At 37.5% G+C, this 13,147-nt stretch carries 10 protein-coding genes and 1 tRNA gene; all 11 read left to right on the top strand.

The genetic code is table 11. The annotated features are described in order from the left end of the window. The first annotated feature begins 10 nt into the window (after nucleotides 1-10). The 11 genes from REI64_RS02065 (at nucleotide 11) to REI64_RS02115 (ending at nucleotide 13,144) form a co-directional block, all read left to right on the top strand. Nucleotides 11-532: an iron-sulfur cluster co-chaperone HscB C-terminal domain-containing protein gene (locus REI64_RS02065; RefSeq protein ID WP_308848421.1), complete on the top strand. Its 522-nt coding sequence runs from the start codon at nucleotides 11-13 to the stop codon at nucleotides 530-532. Between the two features lie 76 nt (nucleotides 533-608). After that, on the top strand, nucleotides 609-905 hold the full coding sequence (locus tag REI64_RS02070) for a DUF3817 domain-containing protein (RefSeq protein ID WP_308848422.1): 297 nt from the start codon (nucleotides 609-611) through the stop codon (nucleotides 903-905). 116 nt (nucleotides 906-1,021) lie between these two features. Beyond that, nucleotides 1,022-1,101: transfer RNA gene (locus REI64_RS02075), tRNA-Leu, on the top strand. A 125-nt stretch (nucleotides 1,102-1,226) separates the two neighbouring features. Next, the gene (locus tag REI64_RS02080; protein WP_308848423.1) at nucleotides 1,227-2,288 is read left to right on the top strand and encodes a LacI family DNA-binding transcriptional regulator; all 1,062 of its coding nucleotides are present in this window, start codon (nucleotides 1,227-1,229) and stop codon (nucleotides 2,286-2,288) included. Nucleotides 2,289-2,470: 182 nt separating this feature from the next. Then, complete coding sequence (locus REI64_RS02085; RefSeq protein WP_308848424.1) at nucleotides 2,471-2,764, top strand: hypothetical protein; 294 nt, start codon at nucleotides 2,471-2,473, stop codon at nucleotides 2,762-2,764. A 70-nt stretch (nucleotides 2,765-2,834) separates the two neighbouring features. Further along, nucleotides 2,835-6,089, top strand: a complete 3,255-nt coding sequence (locus REI64_RS02090; RefSeq protein WP_308848425.1) for a SusC/RagA family TonB-linked outer membrane protein — start codon at nucleotides 2,835-2,837, stop codon at nucleotides 6,087-6,089. Nucleotides 6,090-6,160: 71 nt separating this feature from the next. Continuing rightward, on the top strand, nucleotides 6,161-7,750 hold the full coding sequence (locus REI64_RS02095; RefSeq protein WP_308848426.1) for a SusD/RagB family nutrient-binding outer membrane lipoprotein: 1,590 nt from the start codon (nucleotides 6,161-6,163) through the stop codon (nucleotides 7,748-7,750). A 51-nt stretch (nucleotides 7,751-7,801) separates the two neighbouring features. Further along, on the top strand, nucleotides 7,802-9,235 hold the full coding sequence (locus REI64_RS02100; RefSeq protein ID WP_308848427.1) for a glycosyl hydrolase family 18 protein: 1,434 nt from the start codon (nucleotides 7,802-7,804) through the stop codon (nucleotides 9,233-9,235). Further along, complete coding sequence (locus REI64_RS02105) at nucleotides 9,235-10,212, top strand: glycosyl hydrolase family 18 protein (protein WP_308848428.1); 978 nt, start codon at nucleotides 9,235-9,237, stop codon at nucleotides 10,210-10,212. The genes REI64_RS02100 and REI64_RS02105 overlap by 1 nt, the downstream gene beginning before the upstream one ends. A gap of 7 nt (nucleotides 10,213-10,219) precedes the next feature. Then, on the top strand, nucleotides 10,220-11,254 hold the full coding sequence (locus REI64_RS02110; RefSeq protein WP_308848429.1) for a glycosyl hydrolase family 18 protein: 1,035 nt from the start codon (nucleotides 10,220-10,222) through the stop codon (nucleotides 11,252-11,254). 33 nt (nucleotides 11,255-11,287) lie between these two features. Then, a complete protein-coding gene (locus REI64_RS02115; RefSeq protein WP_308848430.1) occupies nucleotides 11,288-13,144 on the top strand; it encodes a glycoside hydrolase family 5 protein in 1,857 nt (618 codons plus the stop codon). Nucleotides 13,145-13,147: the final 3 nt, after the last annotated feature.

Consider the following 13,147-nt stretch of genomic DNA (forward strand, 5'->3'; position numbering starts at 1 on the left):
ACTTTTAAAAATGAATTACTTCGAACTTTACCAATTGCCAGTTTCTTTTCATCCAGATCAAAATGTGGTGAAACAGCAATTTTATGCGCTGAGCAAAAAGTACCATCCAGATTTTTATATCAATGAAAGTCAGGAAAAGCAAGACGAAGTTCTAGAACTATCAACACTAAACAACAAAGCATTTCAGGTACTTAAAAATCCACAAAAAGTGCTTCAATATGTATTGGAACTGAAAGGAGTAATTAGCGAAGGCGAAAATTACACGCTACCTCAATCTTTCCTAATGGAGATGATGGATGTGAATGAAACCATCGTGGATTTACAATTCGATCCTGATGCTGCAAAACTGGCGGATGTGAGGGGAGAAATAGCTCAGATAGAGCAATCATTAAATACCGAATTGAACAATCAAACTGCCCAGTTCGAAAATCAAGAACTTTTCCAGCAACAGGCTACGCTCGCGAATATCAAGGATATCTACTACAGAAATAAATACATCCAACGTTTGAAGGAAAGTTTGGCTAAGCTTTAGTTGTTGTATTGTCATTAAACTAGATTAAGCGAGGCTCTTCTGTCTAAATCAACTAATTTAGCAGAAAATTCAAATTATGTCTTCTTTAAATCTATTCAGAAAAGTTGCCCTTGCAGAAGGTATCTCTTACATTTTATTATTGTTTATAGCCATGCCGCTTAAATATTGGGCAGATATGCCGCTAGCGGTAAAATATGTGGGTTGGGCACACGGACTGTTATTTGTGCTTTATATTGCGTGTTTGGTGATGGCTTGGCAAGAGAGAAAGTGGAGTTTTCTAAAAGTTGTGATGTTATTTATAGCGTCTTTACTTCCATTTGTACCTTTCTATGTAGAAAAAAAGCTGAAAGAAGAAGATCCTATAGCAAATTAATACACTGTATATCTGTGCGAAACAAAATTTTAATAAAATAATTCGCCGATACTTTAAATAAAACTTGCGTAATAGCTGGTGTTTTTATAGATTTGCGCTCCCGCTTACGGAGAAATGCCCAGGTGGCGGAATTGGTAGACGCGTTGGTCTCAAACACCAATGGGAAACCGTGCCGGTTCGATCCCGGCCCTGGGTACAAAGCAAGCCTCGATGCAAATAGCATTGAGGCTTTTTTCATTTAAATGAAAGCTTTAATTTAACAGACCACTCATTCTCTTGGTCAATTATTTATATCGACTAAAGTTTATTAGTTTTGTTAAAATGGAAAAAAATAATTCAGGAGCTACAGGTGTTAAGGAAATTGCCCGTTTGGCTAATGTTTCTATCGGAACGGTAGACAGAGTGCTGAACAATAGGGTAGGCGTGTCTGAAAAGACAAAGGCTAAGATCCTGAAGATTATCGAAGAGCTTAACTATCAGCCCAACATTTTTGCCAGAAGGCTCGCTTCAAAGAAAAAACTTCGCTTCGCCACTTTAATCCCACAAGTGTCAGCAGAAACTAAGTATTGGGAGGCTCCGTTGAATGGTATTTTACAAGCAGCGGCAGAAATCAAAGATTTTGGTATTGAGGTAGCCCCATTCTTTTTTGATCAAAATGACAAAGCTACCTTTAATGAAAGTGCTGTAAAAATTAGAGCGGGCGAGTTCGATGGTATACTAATGGCACCAATGTTCGAAGAAGAGAGCATTGCTTTTATTGAAGACTGTAAGGAAAAGAAAATTCCATTGGTATTCATTAATTCTGATATTCCTGGTCACAGCAACTTGTGCTACATTGGTCCTAATTTATACCAGAGTGGTTATTTAGCTGCGCACATAGTCAACTACCTCTCGCCAGCTAATAAGAAAACCCTTGTTGTGAATATTTCAAAAGAGATAGATTTACATCATCACTTGCTACGTAAAGAAGAAGGTTTTAGAAATTATTTTGAGCAAAACGGAAACACTAACAAATTGACCAAAATCGATATTCAAGAAACTGGATATGCACACATTCAACAAAAATTAAACGAGCAATTGGCAAAGGATAAATACGATGTGGTATTTGTAACCAATTCTAGGGTTTCTACGGTAGCTAGGTATTTTGAAGAAAATAAAATCAAGGATATCAAATTAATTGGTTACGATTTTTTGGAAGATAATATCAACTACCTGAAAAATAAAACTATCGATTTTTTAATCTGTCAGAAGCCGCAGGAGCAGGGCTACAGGGGTTTAATGAGCTTATATTATCATTTGGTGCTTCATTCAAACATAGAGAAAGAGCAATTTATGCCAATTGACATCATTACCAAAGAGAATTATCTTTATTATAGCAATTAGTGCTCTTTTTTGCATAAAAATCTAACAAATCAATATTTTTTTGTCTTAAAATTTGGAAGTAAAATATTAATTACTAATTTCGTGTACGTTACCGATAACCAAATATAACTGTACTCTATATTTTGTATGTGCAAAGGGATATATCCTCATGTATAAAGTTTATAAATATTAACTACTGTATTATGTTAAAACATCACGGGTTTTTAGAAGCTTACTGTGTTTCTTCATTTGTAATTTTATTATCTTACTTAAAGGCTAATGGTTTACCTGTTGCATTTAAGATACTAGGATTTCGCAGCATTATATTCCTGAAATTTGTAAAAAGTAAACTAATGCTACATAAAGAGCAAGGGATTTATTATTTTAATTGGTTTAATGAGACATTATCACTATCTGGCGATATTTCTCATTCAAAAGAAAAGATAGTTCATGTAAATGTTTTGTGCACCCTGATAAAATTTGAAAGACAATACTAATCAAACATATTTTTCCAACTAAAAACGTGTACGTACACGTAAAAATATAACAACCTAAACCAAGCAAACAATGAAAGAAAACAAACTATTCAAATTGATCCTGCTGGTATTATTAACCACCATTTTCAGCACTTTTTCTATAAAAAATGTTGTTGCTAATAAAGGGGTGGTCAATATCCAGCAACAATTTTCGGTAGTAGGTACAGTAAGCGATGAGAATAATTTTAAATCGCCAGGAGTAACTGTACTTAACAAGAAAACCAAACAGACTGTTGTAACTAACGTAGATGGTGGGTATAGCATTAGAGCATCTAATGGCGATACAATACAGGTAAGGATGACAGGATATGCTACCCAAACATTTGTGGCCAGAGATACAAGGAAGCGAGTTGATATTTCGCTTAAGGAAGACGTACAATTATTAAGAGCTGTACAGGTAACTACAGCACTTGGTATCAAGAGGAGCGAAAAGGAATTAGGCTACGCTGTTACCCAAGTTGACGGCGATGATATCAACAAGGCTAAAGAAACCAACATAATGAACTCTTTATCTGGTAAGGTGGCTGGGTTGGTAATTAATAGTGGTGCAGGCGGACCTGCGGGCTCTTCGAGAGTAGTAATTAGGGGCGCAACGAGTATTACTGGTAACAATCAGCCTTTGTACGTAGTAGACGGTATTCCTATGGATAATTCTAACTACGGCCAAGTAGGAACTGATCAATATGGCGCTGGTGTAGATATGGGCGATGCGATTTCTGCTATCAATCCTGATGATATTGAAAGTATTTCTGTATTAAAAGGCCCAGCTGCAGCTGCATTGTATGGAAGTTTGGCCGGTAACGGTGTAATACTAATCACTACTAAAAAAGGTACGAACAATAAAGAGTTAGGAATAGATTTTAACAGTACTAATACCATTGAAACACAGTTAACTAGATACGATGATGTACAGTATCTGTATGGGCAGGGCCGAAATCAATTAATACCAACAGACCAAGCTACTGCATTTAACTCACTGTTCGTTAATTTCGGTGCAAGATTAGATCCTAATATTAGTTATGTTGGTTTTGATGGCATAACAAGACCATATGCGTTGGTTGAGAATAACATCCAGAATTTTTTCCGTACCGGATCATCTTTCAACAATACCATTGCTTTATCTAGTTCAACAGACAAATCGAGCTTCCGATTTTCTGCTGCAGATCTTAGATATGATGATATTGTGCCAGCAAGTGATATCAGAAGAAATACGTACACTTTTTCTGGCCGTTCTAAATTTGGTAATAAACTCACGCTTGATGTAAGAGCTTCTTACATGGATGAACGCGTAAATAATAGAGCTGGCTTAGGAGATTCTCCATCTAATATAGGTTGGGCATTTAATGGTTTAGCTAACAATATCGATCAACAATTATTTGCCACCAATTATACAAATCCGCAGGGCGATTATTTGGATTGGGGTGGAGGACAATTTCGTTTAAATCCGTATTGGGTAATTAACGAGATGTATAACAAAACGGATAAAGATAGACTTACTGGGGCGCTTAATGCTACCTATCAGTTTACAAAAGCTTTTAGTATCAACGCAAAGGCGGCCACCGATATCACTTTTTTAGATTATGAGAGTTACCGACCAATGACCACTCCGGGCGCTCTTGGTGGTCAACTAGATCAAACCAAGCGAACTTTTACCACTAATCAAGTAGAAGTTTTAGCTAGCTACACCAAACAGGTTAATAAAGATTTTAATTTATCTGCAAGAATGGGCGGAAGTATCAACAAACGTATCCAAAAAGGGACAGTTTCCGCATTCTCCAATATGGTTGTTAAGGATGCAATTACCCCGGGTAGCTACATAGATAAATCTGTGTTAGATAGTTACATTCCTCGTGAAATTAGATCTGTGTATGGTTTGGTAACTGTTGGTTTCAAAAACTACTTGTTTTTAGACGCTACTATTAGAAATGATGTTTCTTCTACCTTACCAGATGGCAACAACAGTTATACTTATCCCTCTTTATCTGCCAGTTTTGCTTTTACAGATGCATTTAATATAAAGAGTGATATTTTATCTTTCGGAAAGCTGAGGGCTTCTATAGCTGAGGTAGGAAGTGATACAGATCCGTTTATGTTAGACATGTACTACATGTTGAACCAGCTTCCATTTAACGGACAATTGAATGGCAAAATATCTTCTAATGTTATACCTCCAAGTGATTTAAGACCAACAAGAACAAGATCTATTGAGTTTGGTACAAACATGAGGTTCTTTAAGAATAAAATCAATTTTGATGCAACTTTCTATAAATCAGATTCTAGAGATCAGATTAACAGAGTGCCAGCACCAGAATCTTCTGGATTTACCAACCAATTAATTAATGCTGGGGTAATTACCAACCACGGAATTGAATTATTGATTTCAGGTAGTCCATTATCAAATAAAAGCAAAGTTAAATGGAATGTAAGTGTAAACTTTGCTAGAAATAGAAGCGAAATAAAATCTCTATCCGATCGTGTAGGAGATTTCTTAACGCTGTCGCAAGCACGTTGGGCTGGTTTGCAAGTGGTAGCCAAGCCGGGTGAGCAATATGCAACCTTAATGGGTACCGATTTTAAGAGAGACCCTGACGGCAACGTTATCCTAAATTCTAGCAGTTTATTACCAATTATAGATCCAACACTGAGAGTATTAGGTAAAGGTATTTTCGACTGGACTGGTGGTATCACCAACCGAGTGTCTTATGGTAATTTTAGCTTAGGTGCAGCATTAGACGTAAAATTTGGTGCAGATATGTTCTCGATGACCAATTTGTTTCTACATGCTAGAGGATCTGCCAACGCCACGCTAGAAGGTAGGGAAGAATGGATACTTTCTGAAGAAAGACGTTTGGCAGAAAAGAAAACATTTGCCCAATGGCAGGCAGAAGGCAAAGTTGGTGGATTTGTACCAAAGGGAGTAATTAATACCGGTACAGAAGCAAATCCTGTTTACGTTACCAATACAAGAGCTATGGACCCTTCGTTATATTGGTCTACTTTCGTTACCGACGGTTCTATGGTAGCTCCTCCGTTTGTTTATAAAGCCAGTTATGTAAAAGTAAGAGAGTTAACATTCATCTATACTTTACCTCAAACACTAAACAAGAAATTAGGTGTTAAAGGGGCTTCTTTAGGATTGGTAGCCAGAAATCCATTCATCATCTATAAAGACGTACCAAACGTAGATCCAGATTCTAACTACAACAACAGTAATGGTCAGGGTTTAGAATATGGCTCGTTACCAACGCGTAGAGGTTGGGGCTTTAACCTTAATGTAAAGTTCTAAACAAAGTAAAATGAGCATCTCACAAGCGGTTATAAATAAACTTATTAGGTAGTAGAGATAAACTTAAAAAGATGAAAAAAATTAAATATATAGTATTACTAACGGTTGGTTTAAGTGCATTGTCCTGCAAGAAAATTACCGATCAGAATACAGATCTTACCAGATCAACTAATCTAGATCCAACAAGCCAGTTGATGTTTACACAAGCTTACTTTTCTGGGGATTTAGGTATACAAGAAAGAACGAATTATTTTTTGCTCATACCAATGATGCAACAGTTTGCAGGTGCTTTTAACATGAGCTTCGGGGCTGTGTATAATAAAACACCTAGTCAAATGTGGAGGGCATTTGAAAACAGTTACCAGAATGATGTAGTTAACATTGTGGATGCTGTAGAACGTACCAACGGTGTTGCCAATAAAACAAATTTGAATGCGATGTGTCGCATTATGAAGGTTTACATATTTGCCCGATTGACAGATTTATATGGTGATATTCCATATTCTGAAGCTGGAAAGGGAAATTTGGCGGGTATCATAAGACCAAAGTATGATACACAAAAAGAGATTTATGATGATTTCTTTAAAGAACTAGCAGCTGCTTCGGCACAATTGGATGCAACTAAAGACCCAGTTCCAAACGAATATTTCTACAGGGGAAATATTTTAGCTTGGAAAAAATTTGCTAATTCCCTCCGCCTACGTTTAGCAATGCGTTTAGGGAAAAGAGATCCAGAAAAAGCAAAACTAGAAATACAGGCGGCATATAATGCAGGTTTGTTTACTAGCAATGCTGATATCTGTATGATAAGGCATGAAAATGTGCCTAATAGCTATCAAGATATCAGACCTAATGGGATATCTGCAGCTTGGAATAGTAAAAATGAGATGGGACGTGTGGTAAACACGTTTTTAGATGCACTCAGACTTACCAGTGATCCACGTTTCAATCATATTATTAAATGTTATAGAGAATTTGTTCCGGTAGCACCTACCAGATTTTTAGAAAGAGAAGACATTACAGCACAAGTTAAAGCTAAAATGAACTTGGTTGGTGGCATACCAGGTGCTACAAATTCCGAAAATCCACTAACTGTATCTGGAACAATTACACTGGCTAATGGAAGTGCTTATACACCAACTAGTTTAGATTTAAAACCTCAACTTAATCATAACCTACTGAGAAATGATGCGCCATTTTTTCACCTTACTTATGCAGAGGTTGAATTATTACTGGCTGATGCTACGGTACGTTTTGGGCTAAACTTAGGGGGAACTGCTGAAGAGCATTTTCACAGAGGAGTAGAAGCAGCTATGAGGCAGTTGAGTTTATATCCAAATGGTCCAGTGGTAACGGCTACAGAAATTAGCAACTTTAAGGCAGTAAACCCTTTAACTGTTGGTTCAGAATTGCAACAAATTAACACCCAGTTATGGATTGCTTTATTACTAAACGGTAATGAAACTTATGCCAACTGGAGAAGAAGTGGCTATCCAATTCTCATTCCATCGCCAACAAATAATTCGGCTTCGCAAACTATTCCAAGAAGATTTGAATATCCAAACAATGAGAAGTTACAGAATACAACGAACGTTAACGCTGCAATTCAACGCTTAGGCGCCGACGATTGGACAAGACGTGTTTGGTGGGATCAAGAATAAAATATTGAGATTATTAATGTAGAAACAACAGTAATATAAAAATCAAAAGAGATGAAAAAAATTAAATTACTAGCGTATATATTGTTTTCGTTTGCATTGTTTTTAGGATGCAAAAAAGACGATGTTAAAGAGCAGGAGGAAAATAGTACGTTTATTCCCCGAATTTTAGTAGGAAGCTCTGCAACAATATTCCCTGTACCGGGTACAACTCAATTACTAGACATTGGAGATGAGATTGATTTTTCTTCGGTACAATTTACGCCGGCTGGCAAGGTGAGTGTGATCTGGAAAGTAGACGACGTACAAGTAGCAACTGGCGAAGATTACATTTTCAAAGCAACTACACCTGGCGAACACAGAATTAAAGTAGAGGCCACTTATGAAGGAATTACAGTAAATCGTTACAAAGACATTTTTGTGTTTTCAGACGGACAGGTTTCGTTCACACAAAAACCATATACTAAAGTAGTGATGTCTTATCTTTCTGCCAGCGCAACCTTTGTGCAAATGAATGAAAATATCAGATGGAAAGATGTAACACATGCAGCGTTTAAAGGTGCTGCAGTTACTCCTGGTGGCGAGGTAAGTTTTGTAGAAGCTACAACTGATAGAAAGATAGAATTTTTTGTGCAAAAGGCACATTCAGAAGGTGTTTCTGCATTATTAGGAGTTAGTGGAACTTTATCTCTAGACGGTTGGAGTGTTTACAACAGTAGCGATTTTGGCGTAAGACTTAGAGATGCTGCTAAGAGAGATGAAATAGCCCAAAAAGTAGTTGATTTTGTTAACCTACACCATATGGATGGGGTAGAAGTAAGAATGTCGGACGTTGGTAATGATGTTGAAGCAACTTTTCAAGGTAACATACAAGCTATTGGAGCTTTTGTAGATCGTTTACGTACGCTATTTGGGCCAAATAAAATAATTACGGTTTCTGTAGCTTCTCCAACGTTAACTAGAGCAACCGGTGTATATTCTACTTGGGTAGTAGCAAAATATCTACCAGCTCAATTTAATAATGCTAATTGGATAAATGTTAGGGCTTATCTACAGTCTGCTTATTGGGGAGGTGTAAACGTACACGGCCAACCTTCTAATTACGAATTGATGGCAGAAGGGGTTAATTATTGGAAAACAAGAGTGCCACTAAATAAGATTGTTGTTGGTATTCCAGCAATTGGAATTAGACACCTACAAACAACAACGCAGGCCAATGGGAATGTAATTAATAATGGCTGGGGAAACACTTTCTTCAATTTTATACCGTACAGAGAAATTATAGCACAAAATTCTGCTAATGTAAATGAAGATTATACTGCTGCTATTTCGAGAGGTGTGTATTATAATGGTATCCCAACAATAACGCGTAAAGTGCAGTTGCTAAAAACTGAGAACGTTTTAGGAGCTTACGTATGGGCTGGCGAAAATGACACTGTAGACGATGCAACTTCTATCATAGCAACAATTTCAAAAACTATAAAATAATGAAGTTACTGAAGATTTTAATGACCCTATGTTTACTTCTGGTTGCTGAATTTTCTCAGGCACAATTTAAGGTAGTAGGCTACATTTGGTCTAGAAAAAACATAGTGCAAGATTTGAAAAAAATTGACCTTGACAAAATTACCCATCTAAATATCGCTTTTATTAATCCAACACCAGAGGGAGATTTTAAAGATGTACCAGGCGTAGATACCGTAGTTCAAATTGCACACCAGAAAAACATTAAGGTTTTAATGTCTTGTGGCGGAGGTAGCAGTCATGCTTATTATGCTAAATTGTTAACAGAGAAATACAGGAAAGATTTGGTTAAAAACTTTATTAAAGTAGTAGATAGATACAATTTAGATGGTATAGATGTTGATTTGGAAGGCGATGATATTGATGCGAACTACGAACCTTTTGTAGTTGGTTTGCGCAAGCCTCTAACCAAAAGAAAGAAGCTTTTAACCTCCGCAGTTGCTTGGTGGACTAGAGCTCGTATTACCGATGTAGCATTGGCGCAGTTCGATTTCATCAACATCATGGCTTATGATAAAACTGGCCCTTGGAAACCAGAAGTGCCAGGGCAACACTCCCCAACTTCTTACGCAGAAGAGCATTTAGCTTATTGGCACAACGAAAGAGGTTTGAAGAAAGAAAACTTAAATGTGGGTCTTCCATTTTATGGCTATGGTTTTGGAGAATTACCTAGCAAAGACAGAGCCTTTAGACAGATTTCTTGGAACGATGTGGTAACCAAATATCCAGATAGGATGGATCACGATGAAATTGTACTGCCAAACAGTGCTGGAACAATTTACTACAACGGCAAGAAAACCATCAAAGAGAAAACGGAACTGGCTACAAGGCAGGGTGGCGGTGTAATGATTTGGCAATTGCTTTATGACAGTTTCGACAGCAATTCGCTATTAAATCTCATCAATAATACTTACAAAAACACAACAGTTTCAGGCAAATAAAATTGATATGAAATTTCCTCAATATTTATTGTTTATGCTATTGCTATGCCTTATCGCTTGTAAAAAGCAGAAAAAAGATGAGGTATCGCCACCCAGAGAAGAGGTAGCGGAGGAAACTTTTGTACCCAAAAAACAAAACTTTAAAGTAGTAGGATATATTTGGTCTAGGGCAAATATCTTAGATGAATTGGTTAAAGTAGATTTTGATAAAATTACCCATCTTAATATTGCTTTTATTAATCCAAATCCTACTGAGGCAACATTTGCGGATATGCCTGCGCTACATACTGTGGTTAGAACTGCTCATCAAAAAGGTGTGTATGTTATGCTTTCGTGCGGGGGAGGCAGTCCTCAAAGGTATTACACCGAATTGCTTAGGACTAAGCGTGCTACGCTGGTTAAGAACTTCATCGACTTTGTTGACAAATACAAGTTAGATGGCATAGATGTAGACTTAGAAGGGGATGATATTGACGCCAATTACGAAGCTTTTATAACCGAACTAAAAGCACCTTTGGTAGAGCGTAATAAACTATTAACAGCGGCAGTAGCCTGGTGGACAAGAGCTAGAGTTACCGACAGAGCGCTACACGCATTTAATTTCATTAACATTATGGCTTACGATGCTACAGGTCCATGGGATTTGACCAACCCCGGGCAGCATTCTCCATTGTCTTACGCAGTACAGCACCTTAATTATTGGCACGGGCAACGAGGTTTGGTTAAAGAAAAGCTGGTGCTTGGGGTTCCTTTCTATGGCTATGGCTTTGGAACAGCTTTTACCAACAATGCTTCGTTAAGGCAAATGTCTTGGCAAACGGTTCAGCAGAATTATTCAGATTGGGTAGATGCAGACGCCATACCTTTTCCTAACAATGGTGGTACATTTTACTATAATGGCAAAAAGACCATAAAGGAAAAAACAGAACTAGCTGTAAAAGATGCAGGTGGGATAATGATATGGCATTTATTGTATGATAGCGATAACCAAAACTCACTCTTAACACTAATTGATAAAACCCACAAAGAGGCTACGAAATAAAATTCAATTGCCAATTGTGATAAACCAAAAGAAATGATGAAGACACTCAATTTATTAAGCTTACTACTTGTTGTGTTTATGTCCTGTAAGGGAGATAAAAGTGTTAAACCAGATGGCGAAGACCAAAAAAAGGAAGAAGTTGTATCGATTAGAAAAGGTAGTCCTTTTGATATTAATGGAAGATTAAAGTTGGCGGGTACAAACATTGTAAACCAAAAAGGAGCAGCCATACAATTACGTGGTATGAGTACGCATGGCTTGCAGTATAGAGGTAATTGTTATAATGAAACTTCGTTAAATCTTCTGATGCATGGTTGGGGTATTGATGTGCTTCGTATTTCGATGTACATACAAGAGGGAGGCTATGAAAAAGACCCGGTTTACTTTACCAAATTTGTAGATGATTTAGTAGAAAAATGCTATAAAGAAGGAGTTTACGCTTTAGTAGATTTTCACATGTTAGATCCTGGAGATCCAAATTATAATACCGAGAGAGCAAAAGTGTTTTTTGAGCACATGTCTAAAAAACATGCCAGCAAAGGCAATGTGATCTACGAAATCTGTAATGAGCCAAATAACAAGCAATATGAAGTTACTTGGCCAATGATCAAAAACTATGCAGATCAAATTGTTCCCATCATCAGAAATAATGATCCTCAATCTATCATCATTGTAGGTACACCAGAACACGCATCGAGGCCAGATTTGGTAATTGGAAACAAGCTGGCTTTTGAAAATATCATGTACACCATGCACTTCTATGCGGCAGATAAATGGAGTGCCAACCACCAAGGTAGAAGAATGGGCTACGTATCTAAAGCTATTGCCAATGGTGTTCCGGTATTTGTAACCGAATTTGGAACACAAGACGGCTGGGGCGATGGTGCTAACGATTTCGTAATGTCGGCCAAGTGGATGAAATTCATGGAAGAACGAAAGATCTCTTGGTGTAACTGGAACTACTCTGATAGTCCGCTGACAGGTGCAGCTTGGAAAACAGGAACATGCCCGAATGGACCATGGAGCGAAGAAAACTTGAAGGAAGCGGGAAAATGGATCAGAACGCAGTTAAGCACACCTGTAGATAATTGGACTGGAAATTACTTGCCTTGGAATTGGGAATACAATTTGGCTTCTGGTACTGGATCTGGAACGAGTTTAACTGCTACATCAGCTGTTCAAGTTTCAGAATCTAAAGTTGGTACTCCTGGCTTTTTACCATACCCAGCTATTGGCGCAGCAAGAACAGTTGTGGCGGCAAATGCAGGGGCTGGATTTAACCTTAATAATGGTGTATTAACTATTGGTGCAAGTAATGGTGCCGCTCCTAATAAATTCTCGTTGTATGATATTGCAGGTTCCTCAACTTTGGTGAATTTATCTTTCAAATTATCGTTTAACAATAGCGTAAGCGGTACTGCAATTTTGGCAATTGGTGGTGGCGACGGAAATCTTTTTAAGGCTAATGATGCTTACTCGAACAGCAAGCAAGAAGGCCTATTTGCAGCAATTAGGTTTTTGGTAGGCACCAATTCGTCAAATGCGCAATACAGATATTTAGATGGCAGCTCTTATGTTCATAGATCTCACGATGTGGATGTTTTCCCTAGAACAAGCGACCTAAACTTTGAGGTGTATTGCAACAACACGGGTAATCCTAGGGTGTACAAAAAGGATGGGGTAGATTATACTTTACCTGCTGCATCATTTCATATGTATGTAAATGGAACAGCCGTTAAATATAGTGGTTCACAGAACATCGCTTCAACAGGCGAACTGTTGCCTTACATGCCAATTGACGCTTTCATGGTTTCGGGAGCTAGCAGCACTGGAAACACTTTGAACTTTTCAGTAAGCAATATCAAAATCAAATCATTAATAGGAAACTAAACT

It is taken from the genome of Pedobacter sp. (assembly GCF_031119335.1).
Classification (GTDB): Bacteria; Bacteroidota; Bacteroidia; order Sphingobacteriales; family Sphingobacteriaceae; genus Pedobacter.

What these genes read in the sequence shown, in the direction of transcription:
- REI64_RS02065 (WP_308848421.1), top strand. Translation starts at nt 11, where the DNA reads ATGAATTACTTCGAACTTTACCAATTGCCAGTTTCTTTTCATCCAGAT.
- REI64_RS02070 (WP_308848422.1), top strand. Translation starts at nt 609, where the DNA reads ATGTCTTCTTTAAATCTATTCAGAAAAGTTGCCCTTGCAGAAGGTATC.
- REI64_RS02080 (WP_308848423.1), top strand. Translation starts at nt 1,227, where the DNA reads ATGGAAAAAAATAATTCAGGAGCTACAGGTGTTAAGGAAATTGCCCGT.
- REI64_RS02085 (WP_308848424.1), top strand. Translation starts at nt 2,471, where the DNA reads ATGTTAAAACATCACGGGTTTTTAGAAGCTTACTGTGTTTCTTCATTT.
- REI64_RS02090 (WP_308848425.1), top strand. Translation starts at nt 2,835, where the DNA reads ATGAAAGAAAACAAACTATTCAAATTGATCCTGCTGGTATTATTAACC.
- REI64_RS02095 (WP_308848426.1), top strand. Translation starts at nt 6,161, where the DNA reads ATGAAAAAAATTAAATATATAGTATTACTAACGGTTGGTTTAAGTGCA.
- REI64_RS02100 (WP_308848427.1), top strand. Translation starts at nt 7,802, where the DNA reads ATGAAAAAAATTAAATTACTAGCGTATATATTGTTTTCGTTTGCATTG.
- REI64_RS02105 (WP_308848428.1), top strand. Translation starts at nt 9,235, where the DNA reads ATGAAGTTACTGAAGATTTTAATGACCCTATGTTTACTTCTGGTTGCT.
- REI64_RS02110 (WP_308848429.1), top strand. Translation starts at nt 10,220, where the DNA reads ATGAAATTTCCTCAATATTTATTGTTTATGCTATTGCTATGCCTTATC.
- REI64_RS02115 (WP_308848430.1), top strand. Translation starts at nt 11,288, where the DNA reads ATGATGAAGACACTCAATTTATTAAGCTTACTACTTGTTGTGTTTATG.